General features: G+C 63.5%; 12 protein-coding genes. 10 read left to right on the forward strand and 2 right to left on the reverse strand.

Annotated features, from left to right (window positions below; genetic code table 11):
- Window positions 1-10: 10 nt before the first annotated feature.
- The 5 genes from ppx (at window position 11) to EKL15_RS01405 (ending at window position 7,521) form a co-directional block, all read left to right on the forward strand.
- Window positions 11-1,561, forward strand: a complete 1,551-nt coding sequence (gene ppx, locus EKL15_RS01385) for an exopolyphosphatase (protein ID WP_049200673.1) — start codon at window positions 11-13, stop codon at window positions 1,559-1,561.
- Between the two features lie 182 nt (window positions 1,562-1,743).
- Window positions 1,744-1,926: a YfgG family protein gene (locus EKL15_RS01390; RefSeq protein ID WP_149571687.1), complete on the forward strand. Its 183-nt coding sequence runs from the start codon at window positions 1,744-1,746 to the stop codon at window positions 1,924-1,926.
- A 103-nt stretch (window positions 1,927-2,029) separates the two neighbouring features.
- Entirely contained in the window at window positions 2,030-3,463 is a 1,434-nt protein-coding gene (mgtE, locus tag EKL15_RS01395; RefSeq protein ID WP_015378729.1) for a magnesium transporter, read from the forward strand.
- Window positions 3,464-3,648: 185 nt separating this feature from the next.
- Complete coding sequence (locus EKL15_RS01400; RefSeq protein ID WP_203088681.1) at window positions 3,649-6,975, forward strand: diguanylate cyclase; 3,327 nt, start codon at window positions 3,649-3,651, stop codon at window positions 6,973-6,975.
- Window positions 6,976-7,167: 192 nt separating this feature from the next.
- Entirely contained in the window at window positions 7,168-7,521 is a 354-nt protein-coding gene (locus EKL15_RS01405) for a DNA-binding protein (RefSeq protein WP_049200678.1), read from the forward strand.
- 12 nt (window positions 7,522-7,533) lie between these two features.
- On the opposite strand, the gene alkA is transcribed toward EKL15_RS01405, so the two are convergent.
- The gene (gene alkA, locus EKL15_RS01410; RefSeq protein WP_203088683.1) at window positions 7,534-9,024 is read right to left on the reverse strand and encodes a DNA-3-methyladenine glycosylase 2; all 1,491 of its coding nucleotides are present in this window, start codon (window positions 9,022-9,024) and stop codon (window positions 7,534-7,536) included.
- 164 nt (window positions 9,025-9,188) lie between these two features.
- Here alkA and yegD point away from each other — a divergent pair, with 164 nt between their 5' ends.
- Together yegD and EKL15_RS01420 are read left to right on the forward strand one after the other, a co-directional pair.
- Window positions 9,189-10,541, forward strand: a complete 1,353-nt coding sequence (yegD, locus tag EKL15_RS01415) for a molecular chaperone (protein WP_203088685.1) — start codon at window positions 9,189-9,191, stop codon at window positions 10,539-10,541.
- A 51-nt stretch (window positions 10,542-10,592) separates the two neighbouring features.
- A complete protein-coding gene (locus EKL15_RS01420) occupies window positions 10,593-11,159 on the forward strand; it encodes a GNAT family N-acetyltransferase (RefSeq protein WP_102984290.1) in 567 nt (188 codons plus the stop codon).
- Between the two features lie 40 nt (window positions 11,160-11,199).
- On the opposite strand, the gene EKL15_RS01425 is transcribed toward EKL15_RS01420, so the two are convergent.
- The gene (locus tag EKL15_RS01425; protein ID WP_100396702.1) at window positions 11,200-12,153 is read right to left on the reverse strand and encodes an aldo/keto reductase; all 954 of its coding nucleotides are present in this window, start codon (window positions 12,151-12,153) and stop codon (window positions 11,200-11,202) included.
- Between the two features lie 273 nt (window positions 12,154-12,426).
- Between EKL15_RS01425 and EKL15_RS01430 the strand changes: the two genes are divergently transcribed.
- The 3 genes from EKL15_RS01430 to mdtC are packed head-to-tail and all read left to right on the forward strand — an operon-like array spanning window position 12,427 to window position 19,861.
- Window positions 12,427-13,665 carry an MdtA/MuxA family multidrug efflux RND transporter periplasmic adaptor subunit gene (locus EKL15_RS01430; RefSeq protein WP_203088687.1) on the forward strand — a complete coding sequence of 413 codons (1,239 nt, stop codon included), beginning with the start codon at window positions 12,427-12,429 and terminating at the stop codon, window positions 13,663-13,665.
- Window positions 13,665-16,784, forward strand: a complete 3,120-nt coding sequence (locus tag EKL15_RS01435) for an MdtB/MuxB family multidrug efflux RND transporter permease subunit (RefSeq protein WP_100396700.1) — start codon at window positions 13,665-13,667, stop codon at window positions 16,782-16,784. Before EKL15_RS01430 ends, EKL15_RS01435 begins: the two co-directional genes overlap by 1 nt.
- Entirely contained in the window at window positions 16,781-19,861 is a 3,081-nt protein-coding gene (gene mdtC / locus EKL15_RS01440; RefSeq protein WP_201966032.1) for a multidrug efflux RND transporter permease subunit MdtC, read from the forward strand. The genes EKL15_RS01435 and mdtC overlap by 4 nt, the downstream gene beginning before the upstream one ends.
- Window positions 19,862-19,871 lie beyond the last annotated feature (10 nt).

Genomic DNA, 19,871 nt, shown 5'->3' on the forward strand with positions numbered 1-19,871 from the left:
GCCAGCAACTATGCCGCTAAAAAACACTGCAACGAACAAACCGCAGGAAATCGCCGCCATCGACCTCGGGTCGAACAGTTTCCACATGGTGATCGCCCGCGTCGTCAACGGCGCCTTACAGGTATTGGGCCGTTTAAAACAGCGGGTGCATCTCGCCGACGGATTGGACAGCAACAACGTACTCAGTGAAGAGGCGATAGAACGCGGCCTGGCCTGTCTGGCCCTGTTTGCCGAACGGCTGCAGGGCTTCCCGGCGGATAACGTCACCATCGTCGGGACGCACACCCTGCGTCAGGCGGTGAACGCCGAAGTGTTCCTCAAGCGCGCCGCCAAAGTGATCCCCTACCCGATCGAAATCATCGCCGGTCAGGAAGAAGCACGTTTGATCTTCATGGGCGTGGAGCACACTCAGCCGGAGAAAGGCCGCAAGCTGGTGATCGACATCGGCGGCGGCTCCACCGAGCTGGTGATCGGCGAAGACTTCGAGCCGCTGCTGGCGGAAAGCCGCCGCATGGGCTGCGTCAGCTTCGCCCAGCTGTTCTTCCCGGGCGGCGAGATCAGCAAAAACAACTTCCGCCGCGCGCGGCTGGCGGCGGCGCAGAAGCTGGAAACGCTGGCCTGGCAGTACCGCATTCAGGGCTGGCAGTATGCGCTGGGCGCTTCGGGCACCATCAAGGCCGCCCACGAAGTGCTGGTGGCGATGGGGGAAAAAGACGGTCTCATCACCCTGGATCGCCTGGAAATGCTCGCCGAGCAGGTGCTGCAGTTCAAAAGCTTCAGTTCACTGAGCCTGCCGGGGCTGTCGGAAGATCGCCAATCGGTGTTCGTGCCGGGGCTGGCTATCCTGTGCGGCGTGTTCGATGCGCTGGCGATCCGCGATCTGCGCCTGTCCGACGGCGCGCTGCGCGAAGGCGTGCTGTATGAAATGGAAGGCCGTTTCCGCCACCAGGACATCCGCAGCCGCACCGCCAAGAGCCTGGCCGATCACTACAACATCGATCGCGAGCAGGCCAAGCGGGTGCTGGAAACCACCGAGCTGCTCTATTCGCAGTGGATGGCGCAGAACACCAAGCTGGCGCATCCGCAGCTGGAAGCCCTGCTGAAATGGGCCGCCATGCTGCACGAGGTGGGGCTGAGCATCAACCACAGCGGCATGCACCGCCATTCGGCCTACATTCTGCAAAACTCCAACCTGCCTGGCTTCAACCAGGAACAGCAGTTGCTGCTGGCGGCGCTGGTGCGCTTCCACCGCAAGGCGATCAAGCTGGAAGAGCTGCCTCGCCTCAACCTGTTCAAGAAGAAACACTACCTGCCGCTGATCCAGCTGCTGCGTCTGAGCACCCTGCTCAACAACCAGCGTCAGTCGACCACCACGCCGGAAACGCTGCGCCTGACCACCGACGACAACCACTGGACGCTGCGCTTCCCGGCCGGCTACCTGGCGCAGAACAACCTGGTGCAGCTCGATTTCGAACGCGAGCAGGCCTACTGGAACGACGTCGTCGGCTGGAAGCTGCTGATCGACGAAGAAGGCTCGCAAGACGAACAGCGCTCCGCCTGATCCCCCCGCCCCCTGCCAGACAGGGGGTTTTTCTTTCCGCCCTCGCCCCGACAACCTAAACGAAACCCTAATGCGCCGTGCCGCACGCCGGAAAAAAATGGACAACTTTTGTCATCAGCGCCTAAAATCCGGTTACAAATTCTCGAGCGAATAACACAGGATACCGGCATACCGGGTGATATATGCGCAAGAAAACCACCGGACAGATGACGAAGATAGTGTTGTTTATCAGCTTTATCATTTTAGTCGGCCGACTGCTGTACGCCGCCGTGGTGGCGGTGCCTCATCATCAGGAAAAAAAGCAGGCCGCTGCACAAAACGCCGCCGAAGTCAGCGCGCCGCAACAGGACGCCTCCCCTGAATAACCGCCGCGCCCCGTCCGTTTCATAAAAATGACTCCGGCACTCGCTATGCTCTATCTTTTAATGAGCCTGCGTCAGGAACGCCGAGCGCCCGTTAAGGAACACCATGTCAGCCGCAACCCATAACGTCAAAAAAGTCGCTGAACACCGCCAGCGCATTCTCACTCTGTTGTTGAACAATAAGGAATTGGTCGACGGCATTCTCGGCCGGCCAGGGGATGAGCACGCCCTCAGCCAAAGCGAACTGCTGAACCAGACGGCGGAAATCACCGGCCTGTTGGACGACATGCACGCCGCCGACCTGGCGGACCTGCTGGAAGCGCTGCCGCAGGATGAACGTATGGCGCTGTGGCGGCTGGTGGGCAACAGCAAGCGCGGCCAGACGCTGGTGGAGGTCGCCGAGCCGGTCTGGGACAGCCTGATCGAGGAAATGAGCGACAAAGACCTGCTCAAAGCGATCAAAACGCTGGACGTCGACGAACAGGCCTACCTGGCGCAATACCTGCCGCGTAACCTGATGGGCCGGTTGCTGACCTCGCTGGAGCCGGAGCAGCGCGCCCAGGTGCGCGAGATGAGCCAGTACGCCAAAGACAGCGTCGGCTGGATGATGGATTTCGAACTGGTGACGGTGCGGCCGGACGTCACGCTCGGCGCGGTGCACCGCTTTTTGCGCATGCGCAAAACCATTCCCGACGCCACCGATAAACTGTTCGTCACCGACCGCAAAAACACCCTGCTGGGCGAGCTGCCGCTGACCGCAGTGCTGCTGAACGATCCGGAGATCCCGGTGCGCGAAGTGATGGACAGCGATCCCGCCACCTTTCAGCCCGAAGACAAGGCCGATGAAGCGGCCGGCGCGTTCGAGCGTTATGACCTGATCAGCGCCCCGGTGGTTGACGCCAAGGGCAAACTGATGGGCCGCCTGACCATCGAAGAGATCGTCGACGCCGTCAACGAAGAGAGCGACACCAACCTGCGCCGCATGGGCGGTTTAAGCCCGGAAGAAGACGTGTTCGCCCCGGTCAGCAAGGCGGTCAAGACCCGCTGGGCCTGGCTGGCGATCAACCTCTGCACCGCGTTCGTCGCCTCGCGCGTGATCGGCCTGTTCGAACACACCATTTCCCAGCTGGTGGCGCTGGCGGCGCTGATGCCGATCGTCGCCGGCATCGGCGGCAACACCGGCAACCAGACCATCACCATGATCGTGCGCGCGCTGGCGCTGCACCAGATCGAAGTCGGCAACATCTCGCGCCTGATGCTCAGAGAGCTGGGGGTGGCCATCATCAACGGCGTGGTGTGGGGCGGCATCATGGGCGTGATCACCTGGCTGCTGTACGGCGACGCGGCGATGGGCGGCGTGATGACGCTGGCGATGCTGCTCAACCTGCTGCTGGCGGCGCTGATGGGCGTGGTGATCCCGATGACCATGCTCAAACTGGGCCGCGATCCGGCGGTCGGCTCGAGCGTGCTCATCACCGCGCTGACCGACACCGGCGGCTTTTTCATCTTCCTCGGCCTCGCCACCCTGTTCCTGCTGTAATACGCCAAAAGCCGGCCCCGCGCCGGCTTTTTCGTCATTCTGTCGCCGGGTTTGCGTTAACGCAGCAAAGTCGGCCTTCCCGGTAGGTTTTCCTCTCGCGCTGTACTACCCTTTGCCAATAAATCGTCTTAATTCATCCACGTCATGAATCCAATCACTGACAGAGGCCATCGGTAAGGGTGTCTATGGAGATCAGCGCGCCGAACACGTTCGGCACCCACAAAGGCGTCATGCTGACGCATTCCCTGTTAGTGGCGTTGGCGACGTTTCTGCTCGCCTTGCTGAGCCTGTCGCTGTCCAGCGAAGCCCGCCACTTCACGCCGCTGTGGTTCCCGACCGCCGCCGCGATCGCCGTGCTGTACCGCCACGCCCCGCGCCACTGGGGCCTGCCGCTGCTGGCCAGCGGCCTCGGCATCGTGCTCGCCAGTTTCTTGCTGTTCGGCGTCAGCGCCACTCCCGTCAAGCTGGCCGCCATCAACCTGCTGGAAGCGGCGGTTTGCGCCCTGCTGCTGCGCCGCACGCTGCCGGCGAACGATCCGCTGAGCGATCTGGGCTGCTGGCTGCGCTTTGTGGTGTGCGCCGTGATCTTCACCCCGCTGTTCAGCGCGCTGCTGGCCGCCGGGCTCTCGCCCACGCCGGATCAAACGTTCTGGCAATCGTTCGGCATCTGGTTCATCTCCGAAGCAATAGGGGTGCTGTCGCTGGCGCCGCTCGGCCTCACCTATCACCGCCGCACCTTGGCGGCGCTGAACCCCTACCCGCTGCTGCTCACGCTGATGGGCTCCCTGGCCTTCAGCTACCTGGCGCTGACCTATCTGCCGTTCCCGTTCACCTTCGTCATCCTGCCGCTGCTGTGGGCCGCCATCGCGCTGCCGCGCTTCGAAGCCTTCGCCGTCTGTTTCTGCACCCTGCTGCTGATCACGGTGCTGATCTCGCTGGGCGTGCTGCACCTGCAGGCCTCTGCACACGTCTTCGGTGAGCTTGGCCTGTACTTGCCGATGCTGCTGATCCTGATCCCGGCACACGCGATGGCGATGGTGATGCACACCTTCCGGGTGGAGAAACAGCACATCGTCGAGAGCGAAAGCCGCTTTCGCAGCGCGCTGGAGTATTCCGCCATCGGCATGGCGCTGGTGTCGCCGGAGGGCAAATGGCTGCAGGTCAATCAGGCGCTGTGCAAACTGCTCGGCTATACGCCGGAAGGGCTGCACCGCCTGACGTTCCAGGCCATCACCCACCCGGACGACCTCAACGCCGATCTCAGCCAGTTGCACGATCTGCTCGACGGCCACATCAGCAGCTACACCATGGAGAAACGCTATATCCGCAGCGACGGCCAGACCGTTTGGGCGCTATTGGCCGTCTCGCTGGTGCGCGACGCCGAAGGGCAACCGCTGTACTTCATCTCTCAGGTCGAGGACATCAGCGGCCTCAAACGCAGCGAGGCGGAGAACAACCGGCTGGTGGAGCGCATTACGCTGGCCAACCAGGTGGGCGGCGTCGGCATTTGGGAATGGGTGATGAGCCAGGAAAACTTCACCTGGGATCAGCGCATGTTCGAACTCTACGATCTCAATCCCGACCAAACGCCGACGCTGGCGCTGTGGCGCACCCTGCTGGTGCCGGAAGATCGCGAGCGTACCGATCGCGAGCTGGCCGCGCTGCTGGCCGCTCCCAAGCCTTTCGTTATGGAATTTCGCATTACCACGCGCGGCGGCAAATTGCGCCATATTCGCGGCCAGGGCAACGTGATCCTCGACGACCAGGGCCAGCCGCTGCGCATGATCGGCACCAATATCGACATGACCGAGCTCAAGATCCTCGCCGAGGCGCTGCACGAAGAAAAAGAGCGCCTGCACATCACCCTCGACGCCATCGGCGAAGGGGTGATCTCCACCGACAGCCACCTGCGCATCACCTTTATGAACCCGGTGGCCGAGCAGATGTGTGGCTGGCCGCTCGAGCTGGCGATCGGCATGCCGGTCGCCGGCGTGGTACGCCTGACCAATGGCAAAGACGGCCCGGAAATCGAAAACCTCACGCAATACCCGCGGCAGTGGCCGGCGGATTACGCGCTGGTGCTGCACAGCCGCGACGGACGTTATTTCGACGTGCAGCAGTCGGTCTCACCGCTGAAAACCCTCGATGGCGAAACCATGGGCGCGGTGATGGTGCTGCAGGACGTCACCGCCTCGCGCGAACTGATGAAAAAACTCAGCTATAGCGCCTCGCACGACGCGCTGACCGGTCTGCCGAACCGCACCCGCTTCGAGAAGCAGCTGAAGGCGGCGATCGCCGCCGGCGGGGAACCGTCGTCGTCGCATTCGCTGGTGTTCCTCGATCTGGATCGGTTCAAAGCGGTAAACGACACCGCCGGCCACGCGGCGGGTGATGCCTTGCTGCGGGACATCGCCCAGCTGATGCGGCACCAGCTGCGCAACAGCGACTGCCTGGCTCGGCTAGGCGGCGACGAGTTCGGTTTGATCCTGTTCGACTGCCGGCTGGAGCAGGCGAAATCGCTGATGCAACAGGTAGTCAGCCAAATCAGCCAGCATCCGTTCTACTGGGAAGGGAAAATTTATCGCGTCGGCGCCAGCGCCGGCATCACGCGCATCGGCGGCGACGCCAAAAGCAGCGAACTGCTGGCCCAGGCCGACATCGCCTGCTACACCGCCAAGCACCACGGCCGCGGCCAGGTTTATCTGTACGAAACGCGGCAAAAACAGATGCTGGAACGGCAGCATGAATTGCTGAACCCACAGGAGGTACAGACGATCATCAGCGAGGGGCAGCTGCGGCTGCTGACCCGCGCGGTCGCGCCGCCGGCAACGCCGCTGTCGGCCGCGTTTCACCACGTGAAACTGCAGGTGATGGCACCGGACGATCGGCCGCTGCCGCACGAGGCGTTCATCGCCGCGGCGCAGCTGTACGGCCTGATGCCGGACATCGACCGCTGGGCGGTGACGCAGCTGCTGGTATCGTACGCCGACGACATCAAGCGCAAGGGGCTGTCGCTCGCGTTGCCGCTGGCTACCGACAGCCTGCTGAACACCGACTTCCAACGCTTCCTGACGGAAACGGTGCGCGCTTCCTCGCTGCCGCCGCGGGCACAGCTGTTCAGCGTTGATGAAGCCGTGGTGCTGGAGCACGCCGCGCAGTGCCGAGCGTGTCTGCGCGAACTGCAGCAGCTGGGCTGCCGACTGATCGTCAATGGCTTTGGGCATAACATCAATGCCTTCGATGAGCTGGGCGATCAGAAGATAGACATCATTCGCATCGATGAACGCTTTATCACCAACCTGCACTGCAACCAGATGGATGAGCTGATGGTCTCGATGCTCAACGGCGCGGCGCATCGGATCAAGGCGCAAACGCTCGCCGGGCCGGCCCACCAGCCGGTGACGCTGCAGGCGCTGCGCGATGTCGGCGTCGATCTGGCAGACGGCGACCAGGTGGCGCTGGAGCAGCCGTTGGCGGTTCTGCTCAGCGACGGCTACTTCGGCATCCGCTAACGCCTTCCCTCGCCGGCGCCGTCTCACGGGCGGCGCCGCACCTCTCATCTTTCACATTATGTTAACCAATACGAGATTAGTGATATAAATAACACCTGAAGCTTAAACGATTAAGTAAGATGAAGCTCCCGTGCGGACATCGACGTATCCGTTGATTTTCCTCGACATGTGATAGCTCAGGGATAAGGGACTATGGAAAAGAAATGGTTTTCCGCCAGGGAACTGATGGGGAAAGCGGGGTTGCCCTCGACCCCGCAAGGGGTCAATCTGATGGCCCGACGCGAAGGCTGGGTCAGCCGCCGCCGCAGCGGCGTGCAGGGTAAAGCGCTGGAATACCATATCGACAGCCTGCCGTTCGGCGCGCGCAGCCTGTCGGCCTTACGCGAGGCCGACCATCCCGACTACGACATCAAACGCCAGGATCCTATTCGGGTCTGGATCGAGTATTACTACCATCTGACGCCGGCCGAGCGGGAAAAGCTGCTGGCGTTCCTGATGCGCGAAGGCATGAGCCGCCTGCTGCAGCTGATCGACGCCCCGCGCTAGCCCGAATGCGCCTCACTCCTCCCCTTCCGGTGCCCAACCGTCGTTGTGCCACAGGTGCAGCGTGGCGTAAGAACGCCACGGGCACCAACGTTCGGCATAGCGTTCGATCTGGCGCGGCGTCATGCCGGGGAAACGCTGTTTGATCAGGTAATCGCCGGCCAGGAACACGTCCGGCCACGACCAGGCGCGCATCGCGATATAGCTGGCGGTCCAGCTGCCGATGCCCGGCAGCGCGGTCAGCGCCTTTATGCCCTGTTCGATATCCAGCACGTTATCGAGCTGCAGCCGCCCTTCGCCCAGCGCGCGGGCGATCTCGATCAGCGCCGCCGCGCGCTTCAGCTGTACCCCGAGCGGGCGCAGTGCTTCGGGCTGCAGCTGCGCCACCCGTTCGGCGCTAGGGAAAACGTGGGTGATGCCCTCGTGCGGCGCCGCCAGCGGTTCTCCCCAACGTTCGGCCATCCGCCCGGCGAAGGTTGCCGCCATTTTCACGCTGACCAATTGCCCCAGCACCGCACGCGCCGCCTGCTCGAAGCTGTTTACGCAGCCCGGCAAGCGCAGCCCCGGCGCATCGGCCGCCAGCGAACCCAGCGCCTCATTGATGCGATCCGGCGCGGCGTCCAAATCGAACAGCAAGCGTACGCGGCGCAGCACCTCCGTCGTGACCAAACTGAGCGCCGGCGCGATCTCTACCTTGACCCGGTTGCGCGCTTCTTCCGGCTGCACGCTGAGCCAGCCGCAATACTCCGTACCGCCCTGGCTGACTGAGATCGAACGCAGATAGCGGCGGCCCTCGACCCGCTCTACGCCCTGCACGGCGCGCGCCTGCAAGAAGTTCAGCATGCGATCCCAGTCATAGGGCGGCCGATAGCCCAGGTGGAACACCAGGCCGCTGGCGGCGGCCCGTTCACCGCGCGCGCCGCCGCTGCGCAGCGCCGACGGAATCAGGCGATAGCGCGCCTTGAACAGCTCGTTGAAACGCCGCAGGCTGCCGAAACCGGCGGCGAATGCCACTTCGCTGAGCGGCAGATCGGTATCCGCCAACAGGCGTTTGGCCTGCAGCAGCCGGTGCGACTGCGCGTAATCGATCGGCGAAGCGCCAAACTGCTCGGCGAAGATACGCCGCAGGTGGCGATCGGAAATGCCGAGCCGCGCCGCCAGCGCTTCGCAGCTGTGTTCGGACAGATAGCCCTGCTCGATGAGCTGCACCGCCACCTGTGCATAGCGGTTGCCCAGATCGATCAGCGCCAGGCCGGGCGCCAGTTCCGGCCGGCATTTAAGACAGGGGCGAAAGCCCGCCAGCTCGGCCGCCGCCGCGCTCGGATAGAAGGTGCAATTTTCCAGCTTCGGCGTGCGGGCGCTGCACACCGGGCGGCAATAAATGCCGGTGGAAGAGACGCCGACGAAAAAGCGGCCGTCGAATTTGCGGTCACGCGCGCGCAGCGCGTCGTACAACGCTTGCTGTTGGGTATTCATGGCAACGCTCGGGTTCGGTTTTTTCTGCATTATGGGGCTCGGCTGGCGCGCTGACGTGCGGAATTCGGACATTAAGTTAAGCATACCGATGCCGCGCCCGCTAAATTTTTCGACACTCGCGCATCAGCGCATTGCCCACCGGCCCCGTCTCGGGTAAAGTCGCCCCCCTTCATTGGCATGGGGACAAAAAAGAGATGTTTATTGGATTCGACTATGGGACAGCCAACTGTTCCGTCGCGGTGATGCGCGACCACGGCCCCGAGCTGCTGACGCTGGAAAACAACGAACCGTATCTGCCTTCGATGCTGTGCGCGCCGACCCGCGAAGCGGTGAGCGAATGCCTGCACCGCCATTGGCAGGTGCCGACCGGCAGCGAAGAAAACCAGCAGCTGCTGCGCCGCGCCATCAGTTACAACCGCGAAGAAGACATTCCGGTCGGCGGCGACAGCGTGCTGTTCGGCCTGCAGGCGCTGGCGCACTACATGGAAGATCCGGAAGAGGTGTACTTCGTGCGCTCGCCGAAGTCCTTCCTCGGCGCCAACGGCCTGAAGCCGCAGCAGATCGCCCTGTTCGAAGACCTGGTCTGCGCCATGATGTTCCACATCAAACGCCAGGCGGAAAACGTGCTGCAGGCCGGTATCGATCAAGCGGTGATCGGCCGACCGATCAACTTCCAGGGCATCGGCGGTGAAGAGGCCAACCGGCAAGCGCAGGGCATTTTGCAGCGCGCCGCCGAACGCGCCGGTTTCAAAGAGATTGAATTCCAGTTCGAGCCGGTGGCGGCAGGGCTGGACTTCGAGGCGACGCTGAGCGAAGAGCAAACCGTGCTGGTGGTGGACATCGGTGGCGGCACCACCGACTGCTCGGTGCTGCTGATGGGCCCGCAGTGGCGCGACCGCGCCGATCGTCAGCAGAGCCTGCTGGGCCACAGCGGCTGCCGGATCGGCGGTAACGATCTGGACATCATGTTGGCCTTCAAACAGCTGATGCCGCTGTTCGGCCTGGGCGGCGAAACCGGGAAAGGCATCGCCCTGCCGGCGCTGCCTTACTGGAACGCGGTGGCGACCAACGACGTACCGGCGCAAAACGACTTCTACAGCGCCGCCAACGGCCGCGTGCTGCGCGATCTGATCCTCGACGCGGCGGAGCCGGAAAAGGTCAAACGCCTGCTGAAAGTGTACCAGCAGCGCCTGAGCTACCGGCTGGTGCGCGCGGCCGAAGAGAGTAAGATAGCCCTGTCAGGCCAAACCGCCATCAGCACGCCGCTCAGCTTCGTGCAGGCCGATCTGGCGGAAAGCATCAGCCAGGATCAGCTCGCCGACGCCATCTCACAGCCGTTGATGCGCATCCAGGAGCAGGTCAGCGCCGCGTTGGCCAGCAGCCAGACCGCGCCGCAGGTGATCTACCTGACCGGCGGCAGCGCGCGTTCGCCGCTGCTGCGCGCCGCGCTGCAACAGCAGCTGCCGGGCATTCCGATCGTCGGCGGCAACGACTTCGGCTCGGTCACCGCCGGGCTGGCGCGCTGGGCGCAAACGCTGTTCCGTTGACGGCCCAAGGGCGCGGCTCGCCGCGCCCTTGCTCATTGGAGGCTATGCATCATGTCCACCATCCTTACCCTCGACAGCGACAGGCTGCGGCTGCGCCCCTGGCGCGACGACGATCTGCCGGCCTTCGCCGCGCTTAACGCCGATCCGCAGGTGATGCGCTATTTCCCGGCGACGATGACGGCCGAAGAAAGCCACGCGCAGGCCGAACGCATCCGCGCCTTCATGCAGCAACATGGCTGGGGGCTATGGGCGGTGGAAGTGAAAGGCGGCGCGCCCTTTATCGGTTTTGTCGGGCTGGCGCGGCCGGGCGACGACCTGCCTTGCTCCCCCTGCGTGGAGATCGGATGGCGGCTGGCGGCGGCCCACTGGGGCAACGGCTACGCCGCTGAAGCGGCACGCACTGCGCTGGCGTGTGCCTTCGACACGCTGCACTTGCCGGAAGTGGTGTCCTTCACCGCCGAAGATAACCAGCCGTCACGCCGGGTGATGGAGCGCATCGGCATGCACTTTGACGGCGAAACCTTCCTGCACCCGCGCCTGCCGGCGGGGCACCCGCTGCAAAAACATGTCTTGTACCGGCTGAACCGGCAAACGTGGCGCGAACGCCGCGGCGATTAATACGGCAGGCTGCCGCCCGCCTCATCAAGAGTAATGCGCCTTACCCGGCGCTGGCGTGGTTCAGCGCCTGGATGTCGTCCTCATCCAGCGTCAGGCGCGTGGCGCTGACCAACTCATCCAGCTGCGGCAACGAGGTGGCGCTGACGATCGGCGCGGTGATGCTCGGGCGCGCAATCAGCCAGGCCAGCGAGACCTGCGCCGGGGAGGTGCCGTGCTTGCCGGCCACCTGATCCAGCGCCGCCAGAATGCGGAAGCCGCGCGGGTTAAGGTAGCGTTCGACGATGCGATCGCCGCGCTGGCTTTTGCCTTCATCCGCTTTGCTGCGGTATTTGCCGGTCAGGAAACCGCTGGCCAGCGCGAAGAAGTTGATCACCCCGAGACCATGGCGCTGCGCCACGCCTTCCAGCTCGGCTTCATACCCTTCGCGCGCATACAGATTGTATTCCGGCTGCAGGGTTTCGTAGCGCGCCAGCCCGTTGCTTTCACTCACCCGCAGCGCTTCTTCCAGACGATCCGCCTGATAGTTGGAGGCGCCAATCGCCCGCACCTTGCCGGCCTTGATCAGCGCATCGAACGCCGCCAGCGTCTCTTCCAACGGCGTATCGCGGTCATCGTCGTGCGATTGGTAAAGATCGATATAATCGGTTTGCAGGCGGCGCAGCGAGTCTTCCACCGCCTGCTGAATATAGCGCGGCGACAACCCCTGTTTGCCTTCGCCCATCGGTTTGCCCACCTTGGTGGCAATGATCACCTGGTCGCGCTTGCCGCTCTTCTTGAGCCATTCGCCGATGACGGTTTCCGATTCGCCGCCCCGGTTGCCCGGCGCCCAGCTGGAATAGACGTCGGCGGTATCGATAAAGTTGAGCTGATTGTCCACCAGCGCATCCAGCAGGCTGAAAGAGGTCGCTTGATCCGCCGTCCAGCCGAACACGTTGCCGCCGAAGGTCAACGCCGGCACCTGAATGCCCGAACGGCCCAGTTGTTTTTTGCTCATTGCAGAGGCTCCATGGGGTTGAATGATTTACTTGTTAAGTATTAGTCAAAATAATAAAAAGCCGTTAAAACTCATTGGCTATAAGCAAAAACCCAGCGCTTATAAACAGCGTAGGCAACAATCGTTAACTTATTCGGAAAATGCTGACGGTTCCTCCTTATTTCCTTCATTTTTATGCCGCTTTCACTGGCTAAACTAGTATTCTGTAAGGAGTGTCATTTTTTTGGCAACGCGTGCTCGCACGGTTGCCCTCTGGAGAGAACTGTCGCCGCCATGAATGCAAAACCCCAACGTCGTTCCCTGATGCTGCGCCTGCTGGTTGTCGCCATCGTGGCCATTGTCGCCGTGCTGGTTTGGCGCCACTTTAACGCCGCGCCGCCGGCCGCCGAAACGCCTGCGGCCGCCCGCCCTGCCGGCGGTGCCAAGGGGGCGACAGGCGGCAAACGGCGCGGCAATCTGTCGCCGGTGCAGGTGGCCACCGCCACGCAGCAATCCGTGCCGAGCTATCTGATTGGGCTGGGCACCGTCACCGCCGCCAATACCGTTACCGTCACCAGCCGGGTCGACGGCCAGCTGATGACGTTGCATTTCACCGAAGGGCAGCAGGTGAAGGCCGGCGATCTGCTGGCGGAGATCGATCCGCGCCCCTTCCAGGTGCAGCTGACCCAGGCGCAGGGGCAACTGGCGAAAGATCAGGCCACCCTGGTTAACGCCCGGCGCGATCTGGCCCGCTACCAGCAACTGGTGAAAACCAACCTGATTTCCCGGCAGGAACTGGACACGCAGGCCTCGCTGGTGCAGCAGACCGAAGGGTCAATCAAAGCCGATCAGGGCGCGGTAGACAGCGCTCAGCTGCAGCTGACCTACAGCAAGATCATTGCCCCGATCTCCGGCCGCGTGGGCCTCAAGCAGGTTGACATGGGCAACTACATCACCAGCGGCACCACCGCCATCGTGGTGATCACGCAAACGCATCCGATCGACGTGGTGTTCACCTTACCGGAAAGCAATATCAGCGAGATAGTCAAGGCGCAGAAAGCCGGGCCGGTCAGCGTCGAAGCCTGGGGGCGCACCAACAAAACCCTGCTGGCGCAGGGCAATCTGCTCAGCCTGGATAACCAGATAGACACCACCACCGGCACCATCAAGCTGAAGGCGCAGTACGCCAACCAGGACGACGCGCTGTTCCCCAATCAGTTCGTCAATGCGCGGCTGAAAGTCGCCACGTTGCAAAACGCCATCGTGGTGCCGACCGCCGCCGTGCAGATGGGCAACGAAGGCAACTTCGTCTGGACGATGGACGATGAGAATAAAGTCAGCAAACGCCTGGTCACCGTCGGCATTGAAGACAGCCAGAACGTGGTCATCGCCAGCGGCCTGAACGCCGGGCAACGCGTGGTGACCGACGGCATCGACCAACTGACGGAGGGCATGAAGGTTGAGGTGGTGACGCCGCAAACCAAAGCGGCCGGCGGCAACGCCGCACCGCACGCCAAGCGGGAGAAAGCCTGATGCAGGTGATGACGCCGAACCCCGGCGGCGGCCCGTCCCGCCTGTTTATTCTGCGCCCGGTCGCTACCACGCTGCTGATGGTGGCGATCCTGCTGGCGGGGATCATCGGCTACCGCGCGCTGCCGGTTTCCGCCCTGCCGGAAGTGGACTACCCGACCATTCAGGTGGTAACGCTGTACCCCGGCGCCAGCCCGGACGTGGTGACCTCCGCCATCACCGCACCGCTGGAGCGCCAGTTCGGCCAGATGTCCGGCCTCAAGCAAATGCTGTCGCAAAACTCCGGCGGCGCCTCGGTGATCACCCTGCAGTTCCAGCTGGCGCTGTCGCTGGATATCGCCGAGCAGGAGGTGCAGGCGGCGATCAACTCCGCCACCAACCTGCTGCCGACCGATCTGCCCTACCCGCCAATCTACAGCAAGGTTAACCCCGCCGATCCGCCGATCCTGACGCTGGCCGTCACCTCCACCGCCATGCCGATGACGCAGGTGGAAGACATGGTGGAAACTCGCGTGGCGCAAAAAATTTCCCAAGTGACCGGCGTCGGTCTGGTCACCCTTTCCGGCGGCCAGCGCCCGGCGGTACGCGTGAAGCTCAACGCGCCGGCCATGGCGGCCAACGGGCTCGACAGCGAAACCGTGCGCACCGCCATCACGGCCGCCAACGTCAACTCCGCCAAAGGCAGCCTGGACGGCCCGACCCGCTCGGTCACCCTGTCCGCCAACGATCAGATGAAGTCCGCCGATGAGTACCGGCGGCTGATCGTCGCCTACAAAAACGGCGCGCCGATCCGCCTGCAGGACATCGCCACCGTCGAACAGGGTGCGGAAAACACCCGGCTGGCGGCCTGGGCCAACAAGCAGCCGGCGATCGTGCTGAACATTCAGCGCCAGCCCGGCGTCAACGTCATCACCACCGCCGACAGCATTCGCGAAATGCTGCCGACGCTGATTAAAAGCCTGCCCAAGTCGGTCGACGTCAAAGTGCTGACCGACCGCACCACCACCATTCGTGCCTCGGTCAGCGACGTGCAGTTCGAGCTGCTGCTGGCGATCGCGCTGGTGGTGATGGTGATTTACGTGTTCCTGCGCAACGTGCCGGCAACCATTATCCCCAGCGTGGCGGTGCCGCTGTCGCTGGTCGGCACCTTCGCCGCCATGTACTTCCTCGGTTTCTCCATCAACAACCTGACGCTGATGGCGCTGACCATCGCCACCGGCTTCGTGGTGGACGACGCCATCGTGGTGATCGAGAACATCTCGCGCTACATCGAGAAAGGCGAAAAACCGCTCGACGCCGCGCTGAAAGGGGCCGGCGAAATCGGCTTCACCATCATCTCGCTGACCTTCTCGCTGGTGGCGGTGCTGATCCCGCTGCTGTTCATGGGCGACATCGTCGGCCGCCTGTTCCGCGAGTTCGCCGTGACGCTGGCGGTGGCGATTCTGATCTCCGCCGTGGTGTCGCTGACGCTGACGCCGATGATGTGCGCCCGCCTGTTGAGCCATGAGTCGCTGCGCAAGCAGAACCGTTTCTCCGCTGCCTCGGAACGTTTCTTCGAACGCGTGATCGCCGGCTACGGCCGCTGGCTGAAAGTCGTGCTCGCCCACCAGTGGCTGACGCTGTGCGTGGCGTTGAGCACCCTGGCCGTCACCGTGCTGCTCTACCTGTTCATCCCCAAAGGCTTCTTCCCGATTCAGGACAACGGCCTGATCCAGGGCACGCTCGAAGCGCCGCAGTCGGTGTCGTTCAGCAAAATGGCGGTGCTGCAACAGCAGGTCGCCGCGCAGGTGCTGCAAGATCCGGCGGTAGAGAGCCTGACCTCGTTTATCGGCGTCGACGGCACCAACGCCGCCCTCAACAGCGGCCGGCTGCAGATCAACCTGAAGCCGCTGAGCGAACGCAGCGACAGCCTGCAGACCATCATCGACCGGATGCAGGAGAAGGCGGCAGCGCTGCCCGGCCTGAAGCTCTATCTGCAACCGGTGCAAGATCTGACCATCGACACCCAGGTCAGCCGCACGCAGTATCAGTTCACCCTGCAGGCGATGTCCCTCGAGCAGCTCAGCCAATGGGTGCCGCAGCTGATCGACGAACTGCGGCAGACGCCCGAGCTGCAGGACGTCAGCAGCGACTGGCAGGATCAGGGGCTGGAGGCCTATATCAACGTCGATCGCGACTCGGCGTCGCGCCTCGGCATCCAGATGAGCGACGTGGACAGCGCGCTGTACAACGCCTTCGGCCAGCGCCTGATCTCCACCATCTACACCCAGGCCAACCAGTACCGCGTGGTGCTGGAGCATGACGTGCAGGCGACGCCGGGGCTGGCGGCGCTGAACGATATCCGCCTCACCAGCAGTACCGGCGCCGTGGTGCCGCTGAATACCCTCGCCAAAATTGAACAGCGCAACGGGCCGCTGGCGATCAACCACCTCGATCAGTTCCCGGCGACCACCGTCTCCTTCAACGTGGCGGAGGGCTACTCGCTGGAAGAAGCGGTCAACGCCATTACCCAGGTCGAGAAGACCCTGGCGATGCCGAAAGACATCACCACCAAATTCCAGGGCGCGACCCTGGCCTTCCAGGCGGCGCTCGGCAGCACGCTGTGGCTGATCCTGGCGGCGGTGGTGGCGATGTATATCGTGCTGGGCGTGCTGTATGAAAGCTTCATCCATCCGGTCACCATCCTCTCCACCCTGCCGACCGCCGGGGTTGGCGCGCTGCTGGCGCTGATGCTGGCGGGCAGCGAGCTGGACGTGATCGCCATCATCGGTATTATCCTGCTGATCGGCATCGTGAAGAAAAACGCCATCATGATGATCGACTTCGCCCTGGCCGCCGAACGCGAGCAGGGCATGAAGCCCTATGACGCCATCTATCAGGCCTGCCTGCTGCGTTTTAGGCCGATCCTGATGACCACGCTGGCCGCCCTGCTTGGCGCGCTGCCGCTGATGCTCAGCACCGGCGTCGGCGCGGAGCTGCGCCGGCCGCTCGGCATCTGCATGGTCGGCGGCCTGATCATGAGCCAGATCCTGACGCTGTTCACCACCCCGGTGATTTACCTGCTGTTCGATAAACTGGCGCGCAACACCCACGCCAAAGAAGAAGCGCGGGAGACACCGTGAAATTCTTCTCGCTGTTTATCTTCCGGCCGGTGGCCACCACCCTGCTGACGCTGGCGATCGCGCTGGCGGGCGCGCTGGGCTTCAGCCTGCTGCCCGTCGCGCCGCTGCCGCAGGTGGACTACCCGGTGATCTCCGTCACCGCAACCTTGCCGGGCGCCGATCCGGAAACCATGGCGACCTCGGTCGCCACCCCGCTGGAGCGCGCGCTCAGCCGCATCGCCGGGGTTAACGAAATGACTTCGATGAGCTCGCTCGGCAGCACCCGCGTGATCCTGCAGTTCGATCTCAGCCGCGACATCAACGGCGCGGCGCGCGACGTGCAGGCGGCGATCAACGCCGCGCAAAGCCTGCTGCCCTCCGGCATGCCGAGCCGCCCGACCTATCGGCAGATGAACCCGTCGGACGCGCCGATCATGATCCTGACGCTCACCTCCGACACCTACAGCCAGGGGCAACTTTACGACTTCGCCTCCACCCAGCTGGCGCAGAAAATCGCCCAGACCGAGGGCGTCGGCGACGTCACCGTCGGCGGCAGCTCGCTGCCTGCGGTGCGGGTGGAGCTGAACCCTTCCGCGCTGTTTAACCAGGGCGTATCGCTGGACAGCGTGCGCCAGGCCATCAGCAACGCCAACCTGCGCACGCCGCTCGGCTCGGCCGAAAGCCAGGACAAGCGCTGGCAGATCCAGAGCAACGACCAGATCAAGAAGGCCGAGGGCTACAAGCCGCTGATCGTGCATTACAACAACGGCTCCGCCGTCCGGCTGACCGACGTCGCCAACGTCATCGACTCGGTGCAGGACGTGCGCAACGCCGGGATGACCAACGCCCAACCGGCGATCCTGCTGGTGGTCAGCCGCTCGCCGGACGCCAACATCATCGCCACCGTCGATCGCATCCGCGCCGAGCTACCCGATCTGCGGGCCAGCATTCCGGCCTCGATCAAGCTGAACATCGCGCAGGATCGCTCGCCGACCATTCGCGCCTCGCTGGCGGAAGTGGAGCAATCGCTGGTCATCGCCATCGCGCTGGTGATCCTGGTGGTGTTCGCCTTCCTGCGCTCCGGCCGCGCCACACTGATCCCCGCCGTCGCGGTGCCGGTGTCGTTGATCGGCACCTTCGCCGCCATGTATCTGTGCGGTTTCAGCCTCAACAACCTGTCGCTGATGGCGCTGACCATCGCCACCGGCTTCGTGGTGGACGACGCCATCGTGGTGCTGGAAAACATTTCCCGCCACGTGGAAGCCGGTATCAAGCCGCTGCAGGCGGCGCTGCAAGGGATACGCGAGGTCGGCTTTACCGTGCTCTCGATGAGCATGTCGCTGGTGGCGGTATTCATTCCGCTGCTGCTGATGGAGGGGCTGCCGGGGCGCCTGTTCCGCGAGTTCGCCGTTACCCTGTCGGTGTCTATCGGGCTGTCGCTGATCATCTCGCTGACGCTCACGCCAATGATGTGCGCCTACCTGCTGCGCCCGCAAACGGAACGCGCGCAGCAGCGCGTGCGCGGCTTCGGCAAGCTGTTGATGAAACTGCAGCAGGGCTACGGCCGCTCGCTGCACTGGGTGCTCGACCATGCCCGCTGGGTGCTGGCGATCCTGCTGGCGACGGTGGCGCTGAACGTCTGGCTGTACATCAGCATCCCGAAAACCTTCTTCCCGGAACAGGATACCGGCCGTCTGATGGGGTCGATTCAGGCCGATCAGAGCATTTCGTTCCAGGCCATGCGCCAGAAACTGCAGGATTTCATGACCATCGTGCGCGACGATCCGGCGGTGGATAACGTCACCGGCTTTACCGGCGGTTCGCGCACCAACAGCGGTTCGATGTTCATCGCGCTTAAACCGCTGTCCGAACGCAAAGAGAGCGCGCAGCAGGTGATCGCCCGCCTGCGCACCAAGCTGGCAAAAGAGCCCGGCGCCAGCCTGTTCCTGATGGCGGTGCAGGATATCCGCGTCGGCGGCCGGCAGGCCAACGCCAGCTACCAGTACACGCTGCTGTCGGACGATTTGAGCGCCCTGCGCACCTGGGAGCCGAAAATCCGCACCGCGCTGGCCGCCCTGCCGGAGCTGGCGGACGTCAACTCGGATCAACAGGATAAAGGCTCGGAGATGGATCTGATTTACGATCGCGACACCATGTCGCGCCTCGGCATCTCGGTGTCCGACGCCAACAACCTGTTGAACAACGCCTTCGGCCAACGGCAGATCTCGACCATCTATCAGCCGCTCAACCAATACAAGGTGGTGATGGAAGTGGCGCCTCCTTACACCCAGGACGTGAGTTCGCTGGACAAAATGTTCATCATCAACAGCGAAGGCAAGGCGATACCGCTCTCCTATTTCGCGCATTGGCAGCCGGCCAATACGCCGCTGGCGGTCAACCACCAGGGGCTGTCCGCCGCCTCCACCATCTCGTTCAACCTGCCGCTCGGGGCCAGCCTGGGTGACGCCACCGACGCCGTCACCCGCGCCATGACCCAGCTCGGCGTACCGCCTACGGTGCGCGGTGCCTTCGCCGGCACCGCCCAGGTGTTTCAGGACACCCTGAAATCGCAGGTGATCCTGATCCTGGCGGCGATCGCCACGGTGTACATCGTGCTCGGCGTGCTGTACGAGAGCTATATCCATCCGCTGACCATCCTCTCTACGCTGCCTTCCGCCGGCGTGGGCGCGCTGCTGGCGCTCGAGCTGTTCGGCGCGCCGTTCAGCCTGATTGCGCTGATCGGCATCATGCTGCTGATCGGCATCGTGAAGAAAAACGCCATCATGATGGTCGACTTCGCGCTCGAGGCGCAGCGCAACGGCGGCATCAGCGCCCGCGAGGCGATTTTCCAGGCCAGCCTGCTGCGTTTCCGGCCGATCATGATGACCACGCTGGCGGCGTTGTTCGGCGCGCTGCCGCTGGTGCTGGCCAGCGGCGATGGCGCCGAGCTGCGCCAGCCGCTCGGCATCACCATCGCCGGCGGCCTGGTGATGAGCCAGCTGCTGACGCTGTACACCACGCCGGTGGTCTATCTTTACTTCGACCGACTGCAGGCGAAGTTCCGCCGCAGTAAGCAACTGGCCCCGCTGCCACACTAATGGCCGACCG

Origin of the sequence: Serratia sp. 4542, from assembly GCF_016805595.1 — a bacterium.
In the GTDB taxonomy this organism is placed as follows: Bacteria; Pseudomonadota; Gammaproteobacteria; order Enterobacterales; family Enterobacteriaceae; genus Serratia; species Serratia nevei.

Bases quoted from the DNA above. Each gene is read 5' to 3' on its own strand.
- EKL15_RS01420 (WP_102984290.1), top strand. From the start codon at position 10,593: ATGTCCACCATCCTTACCCTCGACAGCGACAGGCTGCGGCTGCGCCCC.
- alkA (WP_203088683.1), bottom strand. From the start codon at position 9,024: ATGCAGAAAAAACCGAACCCGAGCGTTGCCATGAATACCCAACAGCAA.
- EKL15_RS01405 (WP_049200678.1), top strand. From the start codon at position 7,168: ATGGAAAAGAAATGGTTTTCCGCCAGGGAACTGATGGGGAAAGCGGGG.
- EKL15_RS01390 (WP_149571687.1), top strand. From the start codon at position 1,744: ATGCGCAAGAAAACCACCGGACAGATGACGAAGATAGTGTTGTTTATC.
- EKL15_RS01435 (WP_100396700.1), top strand. From the start codon at position 13,665: ATGCAGGTGATGACGCCGAACCCCGGCGGCGGCCCGTCCCGCCTGTTT.
- EKL15_RS01400 (WP_203088681.1), top strand. From the start codon at position 3,649: ATGGAGATCAGCGCGCCGAACACGTTCGGCACCCACAAAGGCGTCATG.
- mgtE (WP_015378729.1), top strand. From the start codon at position 2,030: ATGTCAGCCGCAACCCATAACGTCAAAAAAGTCGCTGAACACCGCCAG.
- EKL15_RS01430 (WP_203088687.1), top strand. From the start codon at position 12,427: ATGAATGCAAAACCCCAACGTCGTTCCCTGATGCTGCGCCTGCTGGTT.
- yegD (WP_203088685.1), top strand. From the start codon at position 9,189: ATGTTTATTGGATTCGACTATGGGACAGCCAACTGTTCCGTCGCGGTG.
- ppx (WP_049200673.1), top strand. From the start codon at position 11: ATGCCGCTAAAAAACACTGCAACGAACAAACCGCAGGAAATCGCCGCC.
- EKL15_RS01425 (WP_100396702.1), bottom strand. From the start codon at position 12,153: ATGAGCAAAAAACAACTGGGCCGTTCGGGCATTCAGGTGCCGGCGTTG.